The organism is Flavonifractor sp. An52 (assembly GCF_002159385.1).
Taxonomy (GTDB): Bacteria; Bacillota; Clostridia; order Oscillospirales; family Oscillospiraceae; genus Flavonifractor; species Flavonifractor avicola.
In genome coordinates, this window is record NZ_NFIB01000007.1 from 75,856 (window position 1) to 99,538 (window position 23,683).

Genomic DNA, 23,683 nt, shown 5'->3' on the forward strand with positions numbered 1-23,683 from the left:
TATAAATGGGACTTTTTAAAAGGAAAGATTCCGCCTTTGGGAGTGGCGGCCATTGTGCTGGCCTTTGAGGGCAGCGCCGTGCTGGCCCTGGCCGGCGGCGCCCAAGGGAGCGAATTGTACGGAAATATTCTGGCCCTGGCGGCGGCAGTCTTTGTCGCTCTGTATACTTTGATTGGAAGAATACAGAGAGGATACCTCTCCACCACCATTTATACCTTTCTGACCTACCTGGCCTGCTTTCTGACCCTGCTGCTGATGGCCCTGGCCAGCGGTACCCCCCTGGTGGGCTATGGGGGTCGGGAGTGGCTCATCGGCCTGGGCCTGGCAGTGCTGTGTACCCTCATGGGCCACAGCCTGTTCAGCTGGTGCCTGAAATATCTGTCCCCCGCCTATGTGTCGGCGGTCAAACTGTGCGAACCGGTCTTTTCCGGCGGCTTGGCGGTTCCGCTGTTCGGGGAGATCCCCACGCCCCTCCAGCTGCTGGGCGCGGCAATTATTCTGGGCGCGGTACTGCTCTATACCTGGGCGGAGCGTGAAAACAAGACGCAGTAGTCCCTTGCCGGCGATTTGTGACGAAAGAATACGAACGGTAAAACTTTACAAATTATGGTAAAGATGTATAATTGAGTCATAGAATCGCGTAAAGGGGAGAGACGAATGAGAGAACTGCTGCTGGAGAGTCCGGCGGACTGCGGATACCGCTACGCCATCCTGGTGGACGAGATGTCGGTGGGCGGTCTTTGCTGCGAGAGCTACGGTGTGAAGGTGACCGGGCCGGACGGGGAGAGTGAGGAGATCCCCAATATTACGGTGAGTGCCGGCCGAATCGACGAGCTGGCGGAACTGATCCTCCGCAATCAGGTGTCGCCGGTGACGCTGCGGGATGTGGTGGAGGACTGGCTGTAAGAAAAATGGATAATGATGCAGATCAATGTAACGCTTTGCATTGACAGAGCCGGTAAAATCGGCTATGATATTGTCTGCTGAATTAACTGCTTTGCGCTCCGCTTGGGCAGACGTTCGAGAGGAAAAAAGACAAAAAACTGCTGTTTAGGCGGCAAAGTAGTTTGTTTCCCGCGGTGAGGGCCGCGGGAATTCTCTTTGTGGAGGATCTTTCCTCCCGGGGAACCAGCGGGGCCGAGGCCGGATATTGAACGGGATCGGCTCAGAAGGCCGCCATCGGGCGGCCAAGCCAAGGAGGAAAAATCGTGAAAGAGAGAGAGACCTTTGCATCCCGGCTGGGCTTTGTGCTCATCTCTGCCGGGTGCGCCATCGGCCTGGGCAACGTCTGGCGTTTCCCCTACATCGTGGGGCAGTACGGCGGCGCCGCCTTTGTGCTGATCTATCTGGTATTTCTGGTGGCCATGGGCCTGCCTATCATGGCAATGGAGTTTGCCGTGGGCCGGGCCAGCCGGAAAAGCATCATTGTATCCTTCCAGGAACTGGAGCCCAAGGGCACCAAGTGGCACTGGTACGGCTGGTTTGGTATGGCGGGCAACTACCTGCTGATGATGTTCTATACCACCATTGCCGGCTGGCTGCTGATGTATTTCTTCAAGATCGCTGCCGGTCAATTTGAGGGACTGGACAAGTCGGGTGTGGAGCAGAGCTTCGGTACCATGATGTCTCAGCCTGGAATCCAGCTGCTCTTCATGGCCATTGTGGTGGTGCTGGGTATGGTAATCTGCAGCCGTGGCCTGCGCAACGGCGTGGAGAAGGCCAACAAGTTTATGATGCTCTGCCTGCTGTGCCTGCTGGTGATCCTGGCCATCCGGGCCATCACCCTGCCCGGCGCTGTCAAGGGCCTGGAGTTCTATCTGGTGCCTAATTTCGACAACCTGATGTACGACGCCAACGGCAACTTCCGGCTGGGCGAGGCCATCTACGCCGCCATGGGACAGGCCTTCTTTACCCTGAGCCTGGGCATTGGCGCCATGGCTATCTTTGGAAGCTACATCGGCAAGGACCGCCGCCTCTTCGGTGAGACCATCAGCGTGGGCATCCTGGATACCTGCGTGGCCTTTGTGTCCGGCCTGATCATCTTCCCCTCTGCCTTCGCTTTCGGAGTCAATCCCGACGCCGGTTCCAATCTGATTTTCATCACCCTGCCCAACGTGTTCAATGCCATGCCCGGTGGGCGGCTGTGGGGCGCGCTGTTCTTCGTGTTCCTGTTCTTTGCCGCCCTGTCCACCATCACCGCCGTGTTTGAGAACATCCTGGCCTGCTGGATGGACAAGTGGGGGGTGTCCCGTGGTAAGGCGGTGGCCATCAACCTGGTGCTTATCTTCCTGCTCAGCCTGCCCTGCCTGCTGGGCAACAACATCTGGAGCGGTATCAAGATCCTGGGCATGGGCGTCATGGACTTTGAGGACTTCCTGGTGAGCAACAACCTGCTGCCCCTGGGTTCCGTGATCTACCTGCTGTTCTGCTGCCTGTCCAAGAAGATTGCTTGGGGCTTCGACGGCTTCCTGGCCGAGGCCGACCAGGGCAAGGGCGTGCGCTTCCCCGCCAAGCTGCGGATGTATTTCACCGTGGTGGTGCCCATCATTGTGCTGATCATCTTTGTCATGGGCTACATCGAGAAATTCGCATAAACCTGCAAAAAGGACCTGCCGTGAGGCAGGTCCTTTTTTGTTCATGGGTGGGCATTCCAATATACCTCACCCGGGTCCAGGGAGAGCCCCCTGGCGGCAAAGAGCTGATCAATGGTGCAGAAATAGTAGCCCTGGGCGTGGAGACGATCCACGATCTGCAACGCGGCATCCACCGACTCTGGATAGATGTCGTGGAGCAGGATAATGCCGCCGTCCCGGGCCTGGTTTACCACCATGTTTACCACCCGGTCGGTGTTTTTGTCGTCCCAGTCCTCCGGATCAATGGACCACAGGATGATGGGACAGCCCGCCCGCTTTTTTACGCCCTCATCCCACTTGCCGTAGGGCGGACGAAGGAGAAAGTCGTTGTGGCCCAGCAGATCCTTCAGCAGGGTGCGGGTGGACTCCACCTGGGCGTCAAAATCCGTCTGGTTCAAGTCGGTGAGCTGCACATGGTCAAAGGTGTGGATACCAATCTGGTGGCCCTCCCGGTCCATCCGTTCTACCACGTCGGCGTTGTCAGCAATCTGGCGGCCGATGAGGAAAAAAGTGGCCTTTACGCCTCGTTCCGCCAGACCATCCAGCAGGCGGGTGGTGGTGGAGCGGCGGGGGCCGTCATCAAAGGTAAGGGCGATGAGTTTTTGCTGAGGCAGCTGGGCGGGAGCGTCAACCGACAGCACACTCTGCCGGACACCCAGGGAGAAGGTCAGACAGACTATAGAAACTGCCAGAATGACCACCATCCACCGCTTTTGAAGCTGACTCACGCCCCTCGCCCCCGTTTCGCCGTTGTGTGGCATAGTATGTGCAGGGCGGCGGGGAAGTTTTCACACAAAATCTGTCAGTCAGGCCTGGCAGGGATCGGGATCGCCGCTGAGGGAAAGAATGTACTGGTAATAGGGCAGCAGGAATTCGTAACTGTCCACCAGCACATCGGCCAGTTCGTGGCTCCACAGCAGCTCCTGATGGGGGGCGCTGTGGGAGATGGCAAAGCTCTTTTTATCATACCAGGGCTGCAGCAGGGGGGAGGGCGCAGCCTTGGGCCGTTTGTAGTCCGTACCTTCCAGGATAAACTGGTCCTGCTTGTTCAGACGGCGGGTCAGCTGCTCCATGGGCTTGGGGTCCCGGTCCATCCGGGCCCGGAATTTGGCCATGGTCACCGCGGGAGCCATCCAGAACCCCATGCCGCAGGACCAGCCCTCCGGCTCCAGTTCAAACCAGAACACCGGCTCGGAGCCAGCTTCCACATGGGGGCGAACCAAACTCATCCACAGGTGGTCCTTGTAGGGGCCACGGCCAAAGAGCCGCCGGGCGTCCCGATAGATGCGGGAGACCTTGCACACCAGATCCAGGTCGGGGTGCTTGTCCAGAAAACGGGCGTATACCTCGTTGGCCAGCTCCTTCATAGGGCGCTGGAAGTGGGTGAGGTACTCCTCTTTATGGGCCTCAAACCAGGACTTTTCATTGTTGAAGCGGATACCCCACATAAAGTCCACGGTAGCCCCGGAAAATCCTTGAAACATAGTGATTCCTTTCTCATTTCATATTTGGGCAAGCAAGGCCCCCCGCCGGGCGGGGGGCCTTGGCAGATGCTGAGGTCAGGCCGCGGGGGCCTCCGATGCGGGCGGTACGCTGTCCTCAGGCAGCATACCGGGGCCGGGTGTGGTCGTGATTTCCAGTGGAGGCGTGGCAGTGGGTGTTGCGGAAGGTGTGGCGGAGGGGGTAGCCGACGGCGTTGCGCTGGGTGTTGCGGAAGGTGTGGCAGAGGGGGTAGCCGACGGCGTTGCGCTGGGTGTGGCCGACGGTGTAGCCGTAGGTGTGGGCGTGGGCTCCACCGGGGTCAGTGTTTTCAGTCCCGTAGAGGGATCAATGCCCCAGCGGGCTGCGTCGGTGGGGTTGTAGTAGTACACCGCGTCGGAGGACTTGTAGCTGTTGCGGTAGAGGAAGATGGTATCTACCGTATTGCCGTTTTTATCCACCAGCTTCTGGTACACATCCACGGTGACGCCGTTGTAGCGGGAGTAATTGGGGTCCCGCCGGGGCTCGGCGCCCGCAGGGTGGTTGGGATCGGGCTTATAGGTGTTTTTATAAGGAGTTGTAGAGACGGTAACAGAGTAGGGTTCGCCGTGGATGCCGGTGGTATCGGTGCCGTAGATGGTGACGTGGAGCTTATGGTTTTTATCCTGATAGGTTTCGATTTTGATGGGATAATCGGTACTGTTTTTGAATTTAAAGTCGATCTGGTTGCTCCAGACAGTGGCGTCAGTGCCGATCACCGGCATATAGCCGCCATTAAAGGCGTGCTTGGATCGTTCCACGGTCTCCAAATTGGCCTTCAGAGTCACCCAGTAAATGGTAGAGGAGAGCTGGCAGATGCCGCCGGCGGTGGCGTCAATACTCTGGCCGTTCTGGTAGGTGCCGGCGTCCTTGTAGCCGCTGGACTTGGTATAGGGGCCAGCCAGGTCGTTGTAGGAGAATACCTCGCCGGGCAGCAGGATGGTGCCGTTGACCCGGCTGGCAGCCAGGTCGATGTTGTACCAGCGATTGGAGGGACCGGCGCAGCTGGTGGTGCCGGTGCCCAGCACATCCTTGAAGAGGTTGGCCTCCAGGTCGGCGGTGGTCATTTCGGGCTCGGTCTTGGTCAGGGGTACGGAGACATCGGAGCCCTCTGCCGCGCTGTCCAGGGCAGACTTGGCGGCGGCAGTATCCAAGCTGACGCCGGTGACAGAGGGCACGATCTGCTTGGTGCTCTTGTCTAAGTAGGCGTCGGCTGCCTCCACGGTGACCTCCTTCTGGATGGCATCAAAATCCGGGTCCAGGGGAGGGGCGGTGGTGACCTGGGTCTCCAGGGGGGCATTTTCCGCGCTGCTGTCGTTAAGCAGCTGAGTGAAGCGCTCTGCGGCGGCGTCGGTGAGGGCGTTTACGTCGATGGTGCGGCCGGTGACACCCTTGTGGAACACCAGCTGATCACCGGACACCTCCCAGGTGGTCTGGGCCTCGGGGTCCGCGTGTTTTTCCACCGCCTCAGTCACAACAGCGGGGGTGTCCTTCAGGGTCACAGGGACGGAATACTGGGCCCCTCCGGTGATGGCTCCCAGATACTGGATGCCCCGGGTGAAGAAGCTGCCCGACTGCTGGTCCAGGGCCTCTTGGAGGGCGGATTCCACTGCCTGGTCATCCACCGTGGCGTCGCTGCCCGGAATGGTAAATTCCTGCCCCTCGCACACAAAGGGCACGGAGAGCTGAGAAAGCCGGTCAGGCAGCTGGGTTTTGAGGGTATCCAGGGCCTGTTCCTGGGTTTGACCGCCCAGGTCGATCCCGGCGACGGTCGTATTGGGCAGGAAAGTGCCGCTGCCTGCGGCGGCGCACAAAATGAGGTAGCCGCCAATCAGGATGACGACCACCGCCAGTGCCACAATGAGGGCGATCTTACCGCCCTTGGGCTTTTCGGCCTGAGCGGTTCGCTTGCCCGCTGTTTGTGCCATATTCGATCACTCCAACTCGTATAATTGCCCGGCCTGAGGCCTGGGCAGAAAATCCGGCAGATCGTTACCAGAAAGACAGCAGAAACTGCCGGGCTGCATCAAAAATGATTCAGTAACCCATATTATAGGTGTTTCCTATGAGAAAAGCAATTACAGATTGGTTACATGGTCCGGCGGCGGAAATCGCTTTACAGAAAAGAAGATTCAGTGTATGATTATATGCACCTGGACGGCGGATCATATCGGCGGTTGTCCGCCATTACAGCATGGCCCGTCCAGCGGATCATATCCAGCGAAACTTTGACACTTTTGTGATGGAATGACAACATTTTTTGACTTTAGACTGCAAAAGGGGCGGTATCCATGTCATATAACCGATACGGCCGTCAGGACGGGAACGGGGATCTGGGTTCCTGGATCGTGACGCTGATCCTGTTGATCAGCCCGCTGTGGTTTGTGGGACTGATCCTGCTGTTCCGCAAGCTGAACGCGCTGGGCCGCAGACCGCAGTTTCCTTATCTGGGGCCAAGTCCCGGTACACAGGGATTTCACACCCCGCCCGCAGGGGCGGCGGGCAGAGGGCTGGGCCTTGGGAAAGGCAAGGCCATGACCATCGGCGGAGCTATCATGGCTGTTATCTTCGGCATCGCCACCGCGGCGGGACTGCCGGTGGTGAGCAGCATCATGGGCTTCCCTCTGTCGCTGGCAGCCATGTCTCCGGTGATCGGTCTGTGTGCCGGCGGCCTGGCCCTTATGCTGGCGGGCAGTTTCAATACCCGTAAGATCCGGCGGTTCCGGAAATATCTGGCCCTCATTGGCCGGAGGGAGAGCGTGTCGGTGGTACAGCTGGCCCACGCCATGCCGGTGCCTGTGCGCAAGGCGTGCAACGATTTGCAGGAGATGCTGGACCGGGGCATCCTGCCTGCGGGATATCTGGATATGTCCTCCTATCAGCTGATTCTCAGTGACGAGGGCCTGAAGGATGAGCCGGAACCGGCGGAAGAGACTCAGGACCAGAGCCCGGAAGAGGAGGAACCCCTGGACATCCGGGACGACGACGCGGTACTCCGGGAGATCCGCCGCCTCAACGACGACATCGACGACCTCGAGATGAGCCGCAAGATTGACCGGATCGGGGAGATTACCAGCAAGATCTATGGATATGTAAAACAGAATCCCAGCAAGGAGGGGCAGCTGCGCTCCTTCCTCAACTATTATCTGCCCACCACCCTGAAGATCCTCAAAGCCTATGCCCGTATGGAGGACCAGGGGGTGGAGGGAGAGAACATCCGCACCGCCAAGGCGCGCATTGAGGGCATGATGGACAAGGTGGTGGACGGCTTTGAGAAGCAGCTGGACCGCCTCTTTGAGGTGGACACCATGGATATCACCGCCGACGTGGAGGTGCTGGAGCGGATGCTGGAGAAGGACGGCCTGTCCGGCGGCATGGACTTCGGACAGAAGGGTACTTCATAAAACGTTTACATAAGGTCCAAAAATTATCCATCACTCGACAGAGCGGCTGTGGTATCTTATAAGCACAGCCAAGCAAGAAGGCAAGGGCGCCGCGCCGGGAGCGTGCGGAGGACAAATGCCATCCAGAGCGCGTTCAACAGACCGGCCCGCCCTTGTGACTGCCCCCCGGCTGTGGGGGCAGACCAAAAACAACACCTGGCGCTGCCGAGTGATGAGATACAGATGGAATCCTCCAAACAAACAAAGGAAGCCCCGGACGGCATCGCCGTCCGGGGCTTCCTTGTTGTTTAGATTAGGTGCAGCGCACGGTACAGGTCAGGGTCTTGCCGTCCACGGTGCAGGTCAGGGTGGTGGTACCCTTGCCTACATAGGTCACGGTGCCGTTGGAGGACACGGTGGCCACGGCGCTGTTGCCGATGCTCCACACGGGGGTGGAGGAGGTGCCGCTCACTTTCACCTGGAAGGAGGGGTAGGTCTTGCTCAGAGTGAAATCTGTTCGGTTCAGGGACAGAGAGGTAGACGTAGTGGTGCCGGAGCCGGTGGTGGTGGAGCCGCCGGTGGTTACCGAGTTGTGGACCAGACAGGTGTGGGTCACGCCGCCAGGCATGGTGGCGGTAATGGTGGCGTTGCCCGTCTTGGTCCCGGCGCTTACCTTGCCGGTCTCATCCACGCTGACCACCTCGGGATCGCTGCTGGTCCAGGTAATGGCGCCGGAGGAACCCTCGGGAATAAAGGTGACGGTCAAGGTGATGGGATCGGGATAGCGGTTACTGAGGGAGAACTCCGTCAGACTCAGGGTGAAGTCGGTGGCCGTCTGGTCGGCGGGAATGGTCTCCGACGGATCGGGCGACTCGGTGGGTTCTATGCTGGGCTGAGCGGAGTCGGTGGGCATGACGCTTTCCACGCCGGACGGATCGTCTACGAAGCCGCCCTTGGTCACCAGAGGAATGATCACCGAGATCACAATGATCACCGCCGCGATGATAATGGCCAGGGAGACGATGATCCCCACCAAACGGAGGGGAGAGGGGCCGCGGCCATAGCCGCCGCCTCTGGTGTTTGTCATCAGCCGCTTGCCGCCCCGGGCACGGCGGGGGGTGTCCTCGTCGCCGTCAAAGTCCTCGCCGTCCAGCGGAACCTCGTCACAGAACGGGCAGTGCTTATAAGTAGAGGCGTAGTCTTCGCCGCAGTATTCGCAATGAATCATTTTGGGACGGTCGTCCCTGCTTCGTCTGGATGCCATAGGAAATCCCTCCAATCGACATTCTTGTGTCTATTGTACAACGCAGACGCGCAACCCGTCAACGGTACTTCCGGAAATATAAAAGTTTTTTAACAATTATGTCAACTGATGGGCGGGGTTGCGCCGTCAAAACAAATTGGATATAATAGCAGGCAGAACGGCAGGGGAGGCGGAGCATATGAAAGGTTCCATCAGTGCTGCGGAAGCCCACAAACAGTACAGCGAAGCTGTGGCCGCGTTCCGGCGTCAGATTCCGGACCAGGTGCTGCGGGGGCGGTTTGGCCGGGAGGCCGATCCCTTCTTTCGTGCCTGCGCCCTGGGCCTGTGGCAGCGGGATGGGGCCTCTCCCACACCCAGATATGTGGAATTTTACAACGCCATCTACACCAAGGGCAATCCGGTCCCCTCGGTGCTGTTTTGGGAACTGTCCTCGGAGGTGGCGGGTTATCCCGGATTCCGGCCGCCGGAATTTTTCAACCGGATGCGGGCCTGCGACAAGGTATCGGGCACCAGCCTGGCCCGCCGGTTTATCGATCTGACCACTCTGATGCTGCTGCTCTTTGCCGCGGTGGACGATCAGGTCAGCGAGGCCGAGGCCGGGTTTGTCAACCAGTGCGCTGATGCCCTCTCCGCCCTGTGTGATCAGGAGGGATTGAAGGGGGAGAAGGCGCCTCTGGACGTGGGGGACTTTGTGACCCGCAGGCCCGCCCCCCAAACGCCTCAGACCGCTCCGGCGGCGGAGCAAAAGGAGGAGGACAAGTCGGAGGAGCCGGAGCCTACTCTGGAGGAGCTGATGGCCCAGCTGGATGAGCTGTGCGGCCTGGAAAAGGTGAAGGCCGACGTGAAGAGTCTGGTCAACCTGGTGAAGGTGCGCAAGCTGCGGCAGGAGCACGATCTGCCGGTGCCGCCCCTGTCCCTTCATCTGGTGTTTATGGGCAATCCGGGCACCGGCAAGACCACCGTGGCCCGGCTGCTGGCCCAGCTGTACAAGGCCATCGGCGTGCTGTCCAAGGGACAGCTGGTGGAGGTGGACCGGTCCGGTCTGGTGGCCGGCTTCGTTGGACAGACCGCCATCAAGACCAGCGAGGTGATCCAGAAGGCCCTGGGAGGCGTGCTCTTCATCGACGAGGCCTACGCCCTGGCGGGGCAGGACAACCCCAACGACTTTGGCAGGGAGGCCATCGAGACTCTGCTGAAGGGAATGGAGGACCACCGGGCGGATCTGGTGGTCATTGTGGCGGGCTACACCCAGCTGATGGACCGCTTCCTCCACGCCAACCCCGGTTTGGAGAGCCGGTTCAACAAGTATTTCTATTTTGAGGACTATAATGGGGAACAGCTGATGGAGATCTTCTGCTCCATGTGTGGGAAAAATGGATATACCCTCAGTGATGAGAGCCGGAAGTATGCCGAAGAGTATTTTAAAACTCTGTATGAAGAGCGGGATGAGAACTTTGGCAACGCCCGGGACGTGCGCAATCTGTTCGAGCGGGCGGTGGCCCGTCAGTCTGACCGGGTGGCCGCCCTGGAGGCCCCCGGCAAGGAGGAGCTGATGGCGCTGACGCTGGAGGATCTGAAGGAGGACCAGCCGGAGGCATAAAAAGAGCCCCTGCCAAATATGGCAGGGGCTTTGAGCCGTCTTACAGGTGATCGCTGTCTACCAGGATGTTATCGGTGCCGTGTTCCTCAAATTCAGCGATATAGGCGTCGATGCGGCTGGCCAGTTCGTCATAATTGCTCTCGTCGATCGGGGCGTCGTCCATGTCCCGGCGGGCCAGGTCCTCCGCCAGAATATCGAAGAACACATTGTTTTCGTATTCCATGATGGCCTCGTGGATGCCGCCTTCGGCGAAGGCGCGGGAGGGGACCACTTCGCCCTGCCAGTCCTCGGCCAGCGTGGGCATTCCCTCCGCCCGGGCCTTGGCAAAGAGCAGGCTCTCTACCTCGTCATAGTCCCTGAACCGGTCGTCACCCCGGGTGGAATTCAAGATCCAGTTGCCGATATAGGCCATATCCAGCAGACGGCGAAACTGCTTGGTCGTCAGTTCCAGCTTCATACCAATGCGACCTCCTCGCTGTCATGACGTTGGGGTAGGAGGGACCATACCCCACTCTCATATTATAATCACCCCCGAAGAAATGTCAAACCGGGGAGGGAAAAATGTGAAAATAACCCCTTGTTTTCCTGCCCTGTTTCCCCTATCATTAAAAGAACCATAGTATTACAAGGAGGGAACGCCTTGGACAGTCGACCCATTGGCGTATTTGACTCCGGCCTGGGCGGCCTGACCACGGTGCGGGAGCTGTGCCGCCTGCTGCCGGGGGAGGACATCGTCTATTTCGGAGATACCGGACGGGTGCCCTACGGCAGCCGCTCCAAGGAGACCATCATCCGGTACGCCCGCCAGGACGTGGCCTTTCTGCGTACCTTTGATTTGAAACTCATCGTCATTGCCTGCGGCACCGTGTCCACCACGGCCCTGGACATCCTGGCCAATGAGAACCCCATCCCGGTGTTGGGTGTAGTGGCCCCTGCTGCTGCCGCCGCCGCGGAAACCACGCAAAACGGCAGGATCGGACTCATCGGCACCCAGGCATCCATCCGCAGCGGCGCCTATGAGGCCCTTATCCGCAAGGCCGACCCGGCGGCCCAGGTGACTGCCCAGGCCTGCCCCCTCTTTGTGCCCCTGGTGGAGAACGGGCGCTTCAGGCCCGGCGATGTTGTCATCGAGACGGTGGCGGGGGAGTATCTGGCCCCCCTGAAGGAGGCGGGAGTGGACACCCTGGTACTTGGCTGTACCCACTATCCGCTGCTCCAGGATGTGATCGCCGCCCAGATGGGGCCCCAGGTCCGGCTGGTCAACGCCGGAGCGGAGGGCGCCCGCGCCGCTGCCGCCCGGCTGGCAGCCGATGACGCTTTGTCCGGAAAGACGGAGGTAGGCAGCTGCCGGTACTTTGTCAGCGACCGTCAGGAGGATTTCTCCCGGCTGGCCTCCATTTTCCTGGGCTGGGACGTTACCGGCACTGTGGGCCAGGTGGATATCAGCTGCTATTGAAAACCAGCCCTTTACATTAGGGCGGGAATTGGATATAATATGGTGCAATTTGCGGCCGGAAGGGCCGATAAAGAGGGAACATAGAACCATGGAGAACAACGTTATCATATCCATTCGGGGCAAGCAGTCCTTTGAGGACCAGGAGCCGGAGGTCATCGAACTGGTGACCGAGGGCAGGCTGTCCCTCGACGGCGAGGACGGCTACACCCTCAGCTATCAGGAGAGCGAGCTCACCGGGCTGGAGGGTACCCTTACCACCTTCCAGATCGAGCCCGAGCGGGTTACCCTGCTGCGGGTAGGGGAGGTCAACTCCCAGATGGTCTTTGAGGAGGGGCGGCGGCACCTGTCCATGTACAACACCCCCTACGGTGCGCTGGCGGTAGGCATCAACACCAAGAAGATGCGGACCCAGCTCAGCCCCGACGGCGGCAGCATTGAGATCAATTATGCCCTGGAGATCGACCATGCCGTGGCGGGGGAGAACCTCTTCCACATCCAGGTGCGGCAGAAGGGAAACAGCATCCGCCAGTAAAACCGCAGCATAGTTCCATCCCCAAACGGAGTAATAAAAATCCGTTTTTCCCGGGGACATGAGCCTCGGGAAAAACACATCTCAGCCCGCAAGTGTGGGCTCTGGCCGCTTTGGCGGACAGAGGATGCGCGCGGCGGGCTGCATTCTCTCTCAAAAATGCTTGCATTTTTGAGAAATAAAGAAAAGGTGATAGATATGTCCAATATGATCCAGGCGGCCCGGGAGCAGGTCGCCCAGCTGACACAGGCGGCCTACGAGAAGGCCGCGGCCCAGGGCCTGCTGCCCGCAGGGGCGGAGGTCAAGGCCACCATCGAGATCCCCAAGGACCCCACCCACGGCGACTACGCCTCCTCCTTCGCCATGGCGGGCGCTAAGGCTCTCCACAAGGCCCCCCGGCAGATCGCCCAGACCATTGTGGACAATCTGGATCTGGCGGGTACCTTCTTTGATAAGGTGGAGATCGCCGGCCCCGGCTTCCTCAACTTCACCCTGGGCAGCAAGTGGTACGGCGAGGTCCTCACCGACATCCAGGCTGAGGGGAGCACCTACGGCGCGGTGGACGAGGGCCACGGCGAAAAAGTGATGGTGGAGTTCGTCTCTGCCAACCCCACCGGCCCCATGCACATCGGCAACGCCCGGGGCGGCGTGCTGGGCGACGCTCTGGCCAGCGTTCTCACCCGGGCTGGGTACGACGTGTGGCGTGAGTTCTACGTCAACGACGCCGGCAACCAGATTCACAAGTTCGCCATGTCCATCGACGCCCGGTACCTCCAGATCGTGCTGGGTGAGGAGAACTATCCCTTCCCCGAGGACGGCTATCACGGCGACGACATCAAGGAACTGGCCCAGGCCTTCTATGACCAGCACGGCCCCGACTGGAAGGATAAGCCGGAGGAGGAGCGCCAGGAGGCCATGGCCCAGTACGGCCTGTCTGTCAACATCCCCAAGATGAAGGCCGATCTGCGCCGCTACCAGATCGAGTACGACGAGTGGTTCCTGGAGTCCGGCCTCCACAGCTCCGGCTATGTGGCCGAGACGGTGGGTATGCTGGCCGACAAGGGCTGGACCTATGAGAAGGACGGCGCCCTGTGGCTCAACACCACCGACCTGCTCAAGCAGAAGTTCATGGCTGAGGGCAAGACCCAGGAGCAGGTGGACAAGCTGGACCTGAAGGACGACGTGCTCCGCCGGGCCAACGGCTTCTACACCTACTTTGCCGCCGACATTGCCTACCACCGCAACAAGCTGGAGAAGCGGGGCTTCTCCAAGGCTATCAACATCTGGGGCGCCGACCACCACGGCCATGTGGCCCGCCTCCAGGCCGCCCTGGACGGCCTGGGCCTGGACGGCTCCCACCGGCTGGTGGTGGTGCTGATGCAGCTGGTCAACCTGCTGCAGGACGGCCAGCCTGTCCGGATGTCCAAGCGCTCCGGCAAGGCCATCGCCCTGCGGGACCTGCTGGACGAGGTCAGCGTGGATGCCGCCCGGTTCTTCTTCAACTCCCGGTCCTCCACCTCCGCACTGGACTTCGATCTGGATCTGGCGGTGCGGCAGGACTCCGATAACCCGGTGTACTACGTCCAGTACGCCCACGCCCGCATCTGCTCTCTGGTGAGCCGCCTCACTGAGGAGGGCGCCCAGATGCCTGACGCGGCCGCTGTGAATGCCGCCCTCTTCACCACCGCCGAGGAGAAGGCCCTCATCAAGACCCTGTCCCAGCTGCCCGAGGTGATCCGTATCTCCGCCCGGGACTACGACCCCTCCCACGTCAACCGCTACCTTATTACCCTGGCTGGCGACTTCCACCGTTTCTACAACGCCTGCCGCATCAAGGGGGAGGAGGCTGGCCTGCTGTCCGCCCGGCTCAAGCTGGCGGACACCGTCCGTTCTGTCATTGCCAATTGCCTGTCCCTTATTGGCGTTACCGCTCCTGAAAAGATGTAAAGAAAAAGATCCCGCCTTTTTTCAAAAAGGCGGGATCTTTTTTTGTAAATTTTCGTCCAAGAAAAAACCGCAACAGTGCAAAGATGTTATGTCTACCTGAAAGCGCGCTTAATGTTTCGAAAAGGGACGAATCAGAGCAATATGGAATCTGTTTGCAGCGGAGAGGTCGGATTTCTTACATTTGTATAAAAGAAATAAAAACTTTCCCTTAATCTTCTGTTAATTGGTATGTAACACTCTTGTAATCTTTTTTGGGTGTGGTATGATATGCAATGCACGCGGCTATCCACCGCGGGCAGGTTCCTTCAGCGATCAACAGACGGAGGATCATGGAATGACGATATTAGAATTTGTAAAAGATTTGAATTTTGCAGTGGTGCTGCTTTTTACCCTGCTCTATCTTTACCAGGGCTTCTATGTGGTGGTGGGGCTGGTGCGCCGGCGCTGGAAAGAGACCCATCAGCCTGAAAAGCTCCATCGCTTTGCTGTGGTGGTATCCGCACGCAACGAAGAAGGGGTGATTGGGGAACTGCTGGGCAGCTTAAACAAGCAAAATTACCCCAAAGAGCTGCTGGACCTCTATGTGGTGGCCGACAACTGCACCGACGATACCGCCGGTGTGGCCCGCAAGGCCGGCGCCTTTGTGTATGAGCGCTTCGACCAGCAGAAGAAGGGCAAGGGCTACGCCATGGACTACCTCTTCCACCGTCTGGAGGAGGAGGGCAAGGACATCTACGACGGCTACTTCATCTTTGACGCCGACAATCTGGTGGACCCCAACTTTGTGGCCGAGATGAACCGTACCTTTGACAAGGGATACGACGCCATCACCTGCTACCGTAACTCCAAGAACTTCGGGGACAACTGGATCTCCGCCGGATACTCCATCTGGTTCCTGCGGGAGGCCCGCTTCCTCAACTTCCCCCGTACCCTGCTGGGTACCAACTGCCATGTGTCCGGTACCGGCTTCCTGGTGTCCGCCAAGGTCATCCGGGAAAACGGGGGCTGGCCCTTCCACCTGCTCACCGAAGATATCCAGTTCTCTGTGGACTGTGCCATCCAGGGCCGCAAGATCGGCTACTGCGATACCGCCGTGGTGTACGATGAGCAGCCCACCACCTTCCGCCAGTCCTGGGACCAGCGGCTGCGGTGGTCCAAGGGCTTCTATGAGGTGGACCGGGATTACACCGTGCCCCTGCTGAAGGGCTGTTTCCGCCCCGGACGGCTGGGTACCTCCTGCTACGATATGTTCGTCACTGTGGCCCCCGGTATGCTGCTCACCCTGGTGATGATCCTGTTCAACGGCATCATCCTGGCCAGCTGCATGACCCAGCCCGCCTATATTGCCGCCAAGGTCATCGATGTGACCGTCGGCTTCATGCTGTCCGCTCTGTGGAATTTCTATGTGGGCCTGTTCTTCTACGGCCTGCTGACGGTACTTTCTGAGTGGAAGCACATCAGCGCCTCTCCGCTGCAGAAGCTGGGCTATGTCTTTACCTTCCCCATCTTCATGTTTACGTACATCCCCATCTCCATCGCCGCTCTGGTGAAGAAGGTGGAGTGGAAACCCATCTACCACACCTCCACCAAGCGGGTGGGGGCGGGCTGAGCCAAACCCAATGAGAAGAGACCTGCCGTTTCGCGGCAGGTCTCTTTTGCCTGGGAACCAGGCTTGCATTGGATCATGAAACTGTGATATAATACCACCCAAATGTGCAATACAGGAGGAACCGAGCAATTATGGACACCATTCCCTTATCTATGCCCATTCTGATGGACGGTGCTACCGGAACCGAGCTGCGCCGGCTGGGTATGCCCGACGGAGCCTGCACCGAGCAGTGGGTGCTGGAGCATCCCCAGGCTCTGCTGGAGGTACAGCGGCGCTATGTGCAGGCGGGCAGCCGTATTCTGCTGGCCCCCACCTTTGGGGCCAACCGGGCCAGCCTGGAGCGCAGGGGTATCATGGGACAGGTAAGAGAATACAACCAGCGGTTGGTGGAGCTCACCCGGCAGGCCGCAGGCGACGGCGTACTGGTGGCGGGTGACATGGCCCCCGCCGGGCTGACGCTGGTGCCCTTTGGCGAGAGCAGCTTTGAGGAATTGGTGGCAGTCTACACGGAGCAGGCCGCCGCTTTGGAGGCTGCCGGGGTGGACCTGTTTTTCCTGGAGACTATGACCGACATGGCTCAGGCCCGGGCGGCGGTGCTGGCCTGCAAGAGTGTGTCGGACAAGCCGGTGTGGGTGTGCTTCACCTGTGACGACGAGGGCCGCACCCCCGGCGGCACCGATGTGCTGGCCGGACTCATTGTCATGCAGGGCATGGGGGTGTCCGCCTTCGGACTCAACTGCACCAGCCCCGCGGATACGGCGGAGCAGCTGGAGCGGCTGACACCCTATGCCTCCGTACCCCTGATTGCAAAGCCCTCTGCCGGGCTGCCCGGGGCCTGCTGTACCCCGGAGGAGTTGGCGGGCTTTGTACCCCAATACGCCGCCGCCGGAACCCGTATGTTCGGCGGATGCTGCGGGGCGGGACCGGAGCATCTGGAGGCAGTGGCACGGGCCATGGCTCAGGTAGACTTTTCTGCCTTCCAGCCGGTGGAGCGGGACCCGGATGTGATTCCCTGCGCCAGCGAGAAGGAGGCCCGGTTTATTACCCCCGATGTAGATGTGGGGGAGACCATCGAGTGTACCCCCGACCTGATGGAGGACATCCTGGAGGCCGAGGAGGAGTCCCCCCAGGGTGCACTGAAGATTGCCATCCTGGAGGAAGACGACCTGGACATCTTTGCCGAGAATCAGTATGTGGTGAAGGATGCTCTGTGCCTGTGGTCCGACGTACCCGAGCTGCTGGAGAAAGCCCTGCGGCTCTACCAGGGGCGGGCCTTTTGGGACGGTACCGGGGATCTGGAGGAGGATTTCCTCCGGGAGATGGCAGGCCGGTACGGCCTGGTGCTGCTGTAAAAAGCCCTGTCAAGGGACCTTCGGGCCCCAAAATAAAATCAGCGAAACAGACAAAAAGCACGTCCCCTTTTTGGGACGGGCTTTTTGTTTTGCGCCTTGACGGCACATATCAAGATACTGTATCATGGATGTTGCGCGAAGAACCAAAACACAAGATATTGTGCCGGAATATAACGGGCGGTAATCGCCTGCAACAGTGGAGCGGGAAAGGAACGGATCGCAATGACACTCACCAAAATCAGAAAACGGGACGGCCGGCTGGCGGAGTTCAACGAAGAGAAAATCGCCGGCGCCATTGACAAGGCCTTCCGAGCCACCTACAAACCGGGCAAAGAGGCAGAGGCCAGGCGGCTGGCCGACGAGGTCCTCTCCATCCTGGAGGTGGAAGGGGAGAAGCAGCCCGGTGTGGAGCACATTCAGGACCTGGTGGAGCGGGTGCTGATGGACAACGGCTACATCCAGACTGCCCGGGCCTACATCCTGTACCGGGAGGAGCGCAGCCGTGCCCGTGAGATGAATACCCGGCTGATGAAAACCTATGAGGACATCACCTTCTCCGCCGCCAAGGACTCCGACATCAAGCGGGAGAACGCCAACATCGACGGTGACACCGCCATGGGCTCCATGCTCAAGTTCGGCTCCGAGGGCGCCAAGCAGTTCTATGATATGTTCGTCCTCAACCCCGACCACGCCCGGGCCCACCGGGAGGGTGATATCCATATTCACGACCTGGACTTTTTGACCCTCACCACCACCTGCTGTCAGATCGACATCAAGAAACTCTTTGAAGGGGGCTTTTCCACCGGTCACGGCACCCTGCGGGAGCCCAACGACATTGCCTCCTACGCCGCCCTGTGTTGCATCGCCATCCAGTCCAACCAGAACGACCAGCACGGCGGCCAGAGCGTGGTGAACTTTGACTACGGCATGGCCGACGGTGTCCGCAAGACCTTCAAGCGGCTGTACCGTCAAAACCTGGCCCGGGCCCTCATGCTGCTGGAGGATGAGAGTGACCCCGAGCAGGAGCTGAAGGCCATGATGGCCGACCTGGAGAAGGAGACCGGCCTGTGCCCCATTCTGGCGGGCAGCGAGGAATACTTTGCCGCCGAGCGGGCCGCTCTGGTGCCCAAGTTCGGGGACGAGGCCACCGTGGAGAAGGCCCAGAAGTTTGCCCAGCAGCGGGCGGTGAAGGAGACCGACCGGGCCACCTATCAGGCCATGGAGGCCCTGATCCACAACCTGAACACCATGCATTCTCGCGCCGGCGCCCAGACTCCCTTCTCCTCCATCAACTACGGCATGGACACCTCTCCCGAGGGCCGCATGGTGATGAAGAATGTGATGCTGGCCACCGAGGCCGGCCTGGGCGGCGGCGAGACTCCAATTTTCCCCATCCAGATCTTCCGGGTGAAGGATGGGGTCAACTACAACCCCGGCGAGCCCAACTACGACCTGTTCCAGCTGGCTATGCGGTGCTCCGCCAAGCGGCTGTTCCCCAATTTCTCCTTCATCGACGCCCCCTTCAACCTGCAGTACTACAAGCCCGGCCATCCCGAGACCGAGATCGCCTACATGGGCTGCCGCACCCGGGTCATCGGCAACGTATACGATTCCGAGCGGGAGATCTGCAACGGCCGGGGCAACCTGTCCTTTACCACTATCAACCTGCCCCGGCTGGCCATCAAGGCCCGGGGGGACCTGAACACCTTCTTCGAGTCTCTGGACCGGATGATGGACCTGTGTGTGGACCAGCTGCTGGAGCGGTTTGAGATCCAGTGCCGCAAGCACGTCTACAATTTCCCCTTCCTCATGGGACAGGGGGTGTGGCTGGACAGCGAGAAACTGGACTGGAACGACGAGGTACGGGAGGTCCTGAAGCACGGCACCCTGTCCGTGGGCTTCATTGGCCTGGCCGAGACTCTGAAGGCCCTTATCGGCGTCCACCACGGTGAGAGCGAGAAGGCCCGGGTGCTGGGCCAGGAGATCATCTCCCATATGCGGGCCCGAATGGATGCCGAGAGCGAAAAGCGGGGCCTCAACTTCTCCCTGCTGGCCACCCCTGCCGAGGGACTGTCCGGCCGCTTTGTTCGGATGGACAAGGCCCGCTTCGGCGTCATGGAGGGCATCACCGACCGGGACTACTACACCAACTCCTTCCATGTGCCGGTGTACTATCCCATCTCCGCCTACGACAAGATCAAGATCGAGGCGCCCTACCACGCCCTCACCAACGCCGGACACATCAGCTACATTGAGATGGACGGCGATCCCACCGACAACCTGGAGGCCTTTGAGAAGGTCATCCGCTGCATGAAGGAGAGCGGCATCGGCTACGGCTCCGTCAACCACCCGGTGGACCGGGACCCGGTGTGCGGCTTCTCCGGCATCATCGGGGACCGCTGCCCCGGCTGCGGCCGCACCGAGGCCGACGGCGTGCCCTTTGAGCGCATCCGCCGCATCACCGGTTACCTGGTGGGTACCCTGGACCGCTTCAACAACGCCAAGCGGGCCGAGGAGCACGACCGGGTAAAGCATGGCGTGTAACCTGACCACGTCTGAGAAGTAAAACCCATAGGGGGGCGGGGCTCTGCCCCGCCCCATTTTGATATAGAGAGGATTTTGTGTATGGCTGATATGCCTGCTATCCGCCTGAAGCGGGGAGAGGGCCGCTCCTTCAAGGCCGGCGGCCCCTGGATCTATGACAATGAGATCGGTGAAATCGTGGGGCAGCCCGCCGACGGCGATGTGATCCACATCGAGGATTACAACGGCTACCCCCTGGGGGTGGGCTTCCTCAACCGGGCCTCCACCATCACGGTGCGAGCGCTGTCCCGGAAAGCGGACACCGTTATTGACGAGGCTTTTCTGGAGATGCGGGTGCGCGCTGCCTGGCAGTACCGCAAAGACACGGTGGACACCTCCTCCTGCCGCATCATTTTCGGTGAGGCCGACTTCCTGCCCGGCCTGGTGGTGGATAAGTTCTCCGACGTACTGGTGGTGGAATCCCTGGCCCTGGGCATTGACCGGATGAAATCCACCATTTTGAAGCTGCTGGTGGATATTTTGGCCGAGGACGGCATTGCCATCCGGGGTATCTACGAGCGCAGCGACGCCAAGGTGCGCCTGAAGGAGGGCATGGAGCGGGTGAAGGGCTTCCTGTCCGAGCCCTTCGACCCGATGGTGGAAATTGTGGAAAACGGGGTCCGGTACCAGGTGGATGTGGCCGAGGGCCAGAAAACCGGCTTCTTCCTGGACCAGAAGTACAACCGGCTGGCTATCCAGCCTCTGGCCAGGGGCGGCCGGGTGCTGGACTGCTTTACCCACACGGGCGCCTTTGCCCTCAACGCCGCCAAGGGCGGCGCCAGAGAGGTACTGGGTGTGGACGCCTCTCAGCTGGGCGTGGATCAGGCTACCCGCAACGCCGAGCTCAACGGTATGAGCGACCGGGTGCGATTTGAGTGCCATGATGTGTTTGAATTGCTGCCTGAGCTCGAAAGAAAGGGCGAAAAATTTGACTTGGTGATCTTAGACCCGCCTGCCTTTACCAAGTCCCGGGCCTCCGTCAAGAAGGCGGTGACCGGCTACCGGGAGATTAACCTGAGGGGCATCAAGCTGGTGAAAAACGGAGGCTATCTGGCCACCTGTTCCTGCTCCCACTTCATGACCCCCGAGCTGCTGGCCAAGACCATCGGGGAGGCCGCCCGGGACGCTCACCGCCGCCTGCGGCAGGTGGAGTACCGTACCCAGGCTGCCGACCACCCGGTGCTGTGGGGGGCGGATCAGTCCCTCTATCTGAAATTTTACATCTTCCAGGTCATGGACGAACAATAAAAAGCACAGGGGCCGCTGCCATTGGCAGCGGCCCCTGTATGTTTTAAAGCAAACAGCGCTCGTTCCGGTCCATATAGTGGGCATCGGCCCGCAGAGTGAGGGGCCGGTCGGTCCCTTCGGGCAGGTAGAAGCGCAGGCCGGTGAGCCTGAGATCGGCGGCGGCCGGTTCATGATGGGGTGGGATGGTGAACAGCCGGGCCCCCAGACAGGTATCCCCGTCCATCAGCTCGGCTGCCAGGGCCACCCGCCGCTCCGGCAGCACCTGGGTCAGGGTCAGGGTACAGTCGATGATCTGACTGGCCTCCGGGCACAGCTTGCCCAAATCGCAGTATACCACGCCGCCCTCCGGCTTGATCTGGCGTTCCAGCATGGAAGCACCCCCTACAAATTCATACGGCGGGCATTGCTGCCCGCCGTATGTAACAAGAATTCCGTATGGGGCCGCTCCATTCTATGCTCAGCGGATCTGGCCGGTACCGTAGATCACGAACTTGCTGGAGGTCAGTTCCTCCAGGCCCATGGGGCCCCGGGCGTGCATCTTCTGAGTAGAGATGCCGATCTCGGCGCCCAGGCCGAACTCGTTGCCGTCGGTGAAGCGGGTGGAGGCATTGACGTACACCGCCGCCGCGTCCACCTGGTCCAGGAACTGCTGGGCGGCAAAGTAGTTGTTGGTGACGATGGCCTCGGAGTGGCCGGTGCCGTGGGCGTGGATGAACTCCACCGCCTCGTCAAAGCCGCCCACCACCTTGACAGCCAGGATATAGTCGCCAAACTCGGTATCCCAATCCTCCTCGGTGGCGGGGACCACGAAGTCGCCCAGGATGGCCCGAGTCTCGGGGCAGCCCCGCAGCTCCACGTTCTTGGTCTGGAGCAGCTGCCAGGCCATGGGCAGGAAGTCCCGGGCCACCGCCCGGTCCACCAGCAGGCACTCAGCGGCGTTGCACACCGAAGGCCGGGAGGTCTTGGCGTTGTGGATGATGCGGGCGGCCATATCCAGGTCGGCCTCCCCGTGGACGTATACATGGCACACCCCCACGCCGGTCTGGATCACCGGCACCTTGGCGTTCTCTACTACATTTTTAATCAGACCTGCGCCGCCACGGGGGATGAGCACGTCCAGATATTCCGTCAGGTTCATCAGCTCGGTGGCGCTCTGGCGGGTGGTGTCGGTGACCAGGGCCACGCAGTCACGGGGCAGGCCGGCGGACTCCAGGGCGTCCCGCATGATGGAGACAAAGGCCTGGTTGGAGTGGAAAGCCTCTTTGCCGCCCCGGAGGATGACGGCGTTGCCCGACTTGAGGCAGAGAGCGGCGGCGTCCACAGTGACGTTGGGCCGGGCCTCATAGATGATGCCGATGACGCCCAGAGGCACCCGGCGCTTGCCGATGACCAGGCCGTTGGGCCGGGTAGACATCTTGGTGGTCTCACCGATGGGGTCGGGGAGGGCGGCCACCTGCCGCACACCGTCCACGATACCTGCGATGCGGGAGCCGTCCAGCGCCAGCCGGTCCTGGAGGGAGGGGCGCATTCCGGCGGCTTTGGCGGCGGTCATATCTTCCTGGTTGGCGGCCAGAATCTCCTCCTGGCGGGCCTCCAGAGCGGAGGCGATGGCCTCCAGGGCGGCGTTCTTCTTGGCGGTGCCCGCAATGGAGAGCACCCGGCTGGCATTTTTGGCGGCCAGACCCTGCATTTCCAGCTGCGTCATAACTTGTCACTCCTTTTATGTATAAGGTTGGGCGAGGGAATTCAGAGGGCGGCGAAGCGGGTGCCGATGTCGGCGCCGTTTACAATATCATAAAGAGACTCGATGTTGCTGCCATTGGCAATGACCATCTCGATACCGGCGTCCAGAGCGATCTGGGCGGCGTTGAGCTTGGTGGCCATGCCGCCGGTGCCCCGCCAGGTGCCGGCGCCGCCGGCCATGGCCCGCAGCTCCGGGGTGACAGCCTCCACATGGTGGATCAGCTGGGCTTCCGGATGGGTGCGGGGGTCGGCGTCGTACAGTCCGTCGATGTCGCTGAGCAGCACCAGCAGGTCGGCCCCGCACAGCCGGGCCACAATGGCGGACAGGGTGTCGTTGTCGCCCAGCACCTTGCACTGGCCGGTCTCGATCTCCGCTGAGGACACCGAGTCGTTCTCGTTGACCACCGGGATGACCCCCAGCTCCAGCAGGGCCTCAAAGGTGTTGTGCAGGTGCTCCGACCGGACGGGGGCGTCTACATCCTCGCCGGTGAGCAGGATCTGAGCCACGGTGCGGTTATACTCTGCGAAAAGCTTGTCGTAGATGTGCATCATTATGCACTGGCCCACGGCGGCGGTGGCCTGCTTCATCCGCAGCTCGGTGGGGCGGGCATCCAGCCGCAGCTTCTTGGTGCCGATGCCGATGGCGCCGGAGGAGACCAGCACCACCTGATAGCCCATCCCCTCCAGATCGGAGAGCACCCGGGCCAGTCGTTCCATATTTTGAAGATTGAGGCTCCCGGTGTCCCGGGTGAGGGTGGAAGTACCCACCTTGACCACCAATCGACGTACCTGTTTCTTGCGCTGCAAAGCGTTCATCC

General features: G+C 60.5%; 20 protein-coding genes. 12 read left to right on the plus strand and 8 right to left on the minus strand.

Going from position 1 to position 23,683, the window contains the following annotated elements:
- Positions 1 to 42 precede the first annotated feature (42 nt).
- The 3 genes from B5G06_RS04245 (at position 43) to B5G06_RS04255 (ending at position 2,594) form a co-directional block, all read left to right on the plus strand.
- Positions 43 to 552 (plus strand): DMT family transporter, encoded by a 510-nt coding sequence (locus B5G06_RS04245; RefSeq protein ID WP_242955344.1) that lies wholly within the window; start codon positions 43 to 45, stop codon positions 550 to 552.
- Positions 553 to 657: 105 nt separating this feature from the next.
- Positions 658 to 906, plus strand: coding sequence for a DUF6514 family protein (locus tag B5G06_RS04250; protein ID WP_087187840.1), 249 nt, complete (start codon positions 658 to 660; stop codon positions 904 to 906).
- 302 nt (positions 907 to 1,208) lie between these two features.
- Positions 1,209 to 2,594, plus strand: a complete 1,386-nt coding sequence (locus B5G06_RS04255) for a sodium-dependent transporter (protein ID WP_087187841.1) — start codon at positions 1,209 to 1,211, stop codon at positions 2,592 to 2,594.
- A 41-nt stretch (positions 2,595 to 2,635) separates the two neighbouring features.
- Here B5G06_RS04255 and B5G06_RS04260 read toward each other — a convergent pair whose 3' ends face one another.
- The 3 genes from B5G06_RS04260 to B5G06_RS04270 form a co-directional block, all read right to left on the minus strand.
- A complete protein-coding gene (locus tag B5G06_RS04260) occupies positions 2,636 to 3,361 on the minus strand; it encodes a polysaccharide deacetylase family protein (protein WP_242955343.1) in 726 nt (241 codons plus the stop codon).
- A gap of 78 nt (positions 3,362 to 3,439) precedes the next feature.
- Positions 3,440 to 4,117: a DUF2461 domain-containing protein gene (locus B5G06_RS04265; protein WP_087187843.1), complete on the minus strand. Its 678-nt coding sequence runs from the start codon at positions 4,115 to 4,117 to the stop codon at positions 3,440 to 3,442.
- A gap of 75 nt (positions 4,118 to 4,192) precedes the next feature.
- Positions 4,193 to 6,079, minus strand: a complete 1,887-nt coding sequence (locus B5G06_RS04270) for a VanW family protein (protein WP_087187844.1) — start codon at positions 6,077 to 6,079, stop codon at positions 4,193 to 4,195.
- 363 nt (positions 6,080 to 6,442) lie between these two features.
- On the opposite strand from B5G06_RS04270, the gene B5G06_RS04275 reads away from it, so the two are divergent.
- Complete coding sequence (locus B5G06_RS04275) at positions 6,443 to 7,555, plus strand: 5-bromo-4-chloroindolyl phosphate hydrolysis family protein (protein WP_087187845.1); 1,113 nt, start codon at positions 6,443 to 6,445, stop codon at positions 7,553 to 7,555.
- A 292-nt stretch (positions 7,556 to 7,847) separates the two neighbouring features.
- Here B5G06_RS04275 and B5G06_RS04280 read toward each other — a convergent pair whose 3' ends face one another.
- Positions 7,848 to 8,798, minus strand: coding sequence for an Ig-like domain-containing protein (locus B5G06_RS04280; RefSeq protein WP_087187846.1), 951 nt, complete (start codon positions 8,796 to 8,798; stop codon positions 7,848 to 7,850).
- 178 nt (positions 8,799 to 8,976) lie between these two features.
- Between B5G06_RS04280 and B5G06_RS04285 the strand changes: the two genes are divergently transcribed.
- Positions 8,977 to 10,398, plus strand: coding sequence for an AAA family ATPase (locus B5G06_RS04285; RefSeq protein ID WP_087187847.1), 1,422 nt, complete (start codon positions 8,977 to 8,979; stop codon positions 10,396 to 10,398).
- A gap of 40 nt (positions 10,399 to 10,438) precedes the next feature.
- Here B5G06_RS04285 and B5G06_RS04290 read toward each other — a convergent pair whose 3' ends face one another.
- Complete coding sequence (locus B5G06_RS04290; RefSeq protein ID WP_087187848.1) at positions 10,439 to 10,855, minus strand: hypothetical protein; 417 nt, start codon at positions 10,853 to 10,855, stop codon at positions 10,439 to 10,441.
- A gap of 183 nt (positions 10,856 to 11,038) precedes the next feature.
- On the opposite strand from B5G06_RS04290, the gene murI reads away from it, so the two are divergent.
- From murI to B5G06_RS04325, 7 genes are all read left to right on the plus strand, one after another.
- Entirely contained in the window at positions 11,039 to 11,854 is an 816-nt protein-coding gene (gene murI, locus B5G06_RS04295) for a glutamate racemase (protein WP_087187849.1), read from the plus strand.
- 88 nt (positions 11,855 to 11,942) lie between these two features.
- A complete protein-coding gene (locus tag B5G06_RS04300; RefSeq protein ID WP_087187850.1) occupies positions 11,943 to 12,386 on the plus strand; it encodes a DUF1934 domain-containing protein in 444 nt (147 codons plus the stop codon).
- A 195-nt stretch (positions 12,387 to 12,581) separates the two neighbouring features.
- Complete coding sequence (gene argS / locus B5G06_RS04305; RefSeq protein ID WP_087187851.1) at positions 12,582 to 14,330, plus strand: arginine--tRNA ligase; 1,749 nt, start codon at positions 12,582 to 12,584, stop codon at positions 14,328 to 14,330.
- 334 nt (positions 14,331 to 14,664) lie between these two features.
- The gene (locus tag B5G06_RS04310) at positions 14,665 to 15,939 is read left to right on the plus strand and encodes a glycosyltransferase family 2 protein (protein ID WP_087187852.1); all 1,275 of its coding nucleotides are present in this window, start codon (positions 14,665 to 14,667) and stop codon (positions 15,937 to 15,939) included.
- A 131-nt stretch (positions 15,940 to 16,070) separates the two neighbouring features.
- Positions 16,071 to 17,291, plus strand: a complete 1,221-nt coding sequence (locus B5G06_RS04315) for a homocysteine S-methyltransferase family protein (RefSeq protein WP_087187853.1) — start codon at positions 16,071 to 16,073, stop codon at positions 17,289 to 17,291.
- A gap of 222 nt (positions 17,292 to 17,513) precedes the next feature.
- Positions 17,514 to 19,835, plus strand: a complete 2,322-nt coding sequence (locus tag B5G06_RS04320; protein WP_087187854.1) for an anaerobic ribonucleoside triphosphate reductase — start codon at positions 17,514 to 17,516, stop codon at positions 19,833 to 19,835.
- An 81-nt stretch (positions 19,836 to 19,916) separates the two neighbouring features.
- Entirely contained in the window at positions 19,917 to 21,122 is a 1,206-nt protein-coding gene (locus B5G06_RS04325; RefSeq protein ID WP_087187855.1) for a class I SAM-dependent rRNA methyltransferase, read from the plus strand.
- Positions 21,123 to 21,165: 43 nt separating this feature from the next.
- Here B5G06_RS04325 and B5G06_RS04330 read toward each other — a convergent pair whose 3' ends face one another.
- The 3 genes from B5G06_RS04330 to proB all read right to left on the minus strand — a co-directional run bounded on the left by B5G06_RS04330 (position 21,166) and on the right by proB (position 23,681).
- Positions 21,166 to 21,492, minus strand: a complete 327-nt coding sequence (locus B5G06_RS04330) for a hypothetical protein (protein WP_087187856.1) — start codon at positions 21,490 to 21,492, stop codon at positions 21,166 to 21,168.
- Between the two features lie 87 nt (positions 21,493 to 21,579).
- Positions 21,580 to 22,827 (minus strand): glutamate-5-semialdehyde dehydrogenase, encoded by a 1,248-nt coding sequence (locus B5G06_RS04335; RefSeq protein ID WP_087187857.1) that lies wholly within the window; start codon positions 22,825 to 22,827, stop codon positions 21,580 to 21,582.
- Between the two features lie 41 nt (positions 22,828 to 22,868).
- Positions 22,869 to 23,681, minus strand: coding sequence for a glutamate 5-kinase (proB, locus tag B5G06_RS04340; RefSeq protein WP_087187858.1), 813 nt, complete (start codon positions 23,679 to 23,681; stop codon positions 22,869 to 22,871).
- Between the last annotated feature and the right edge of the window lie 2 nt (positions 23,682 to 23,683).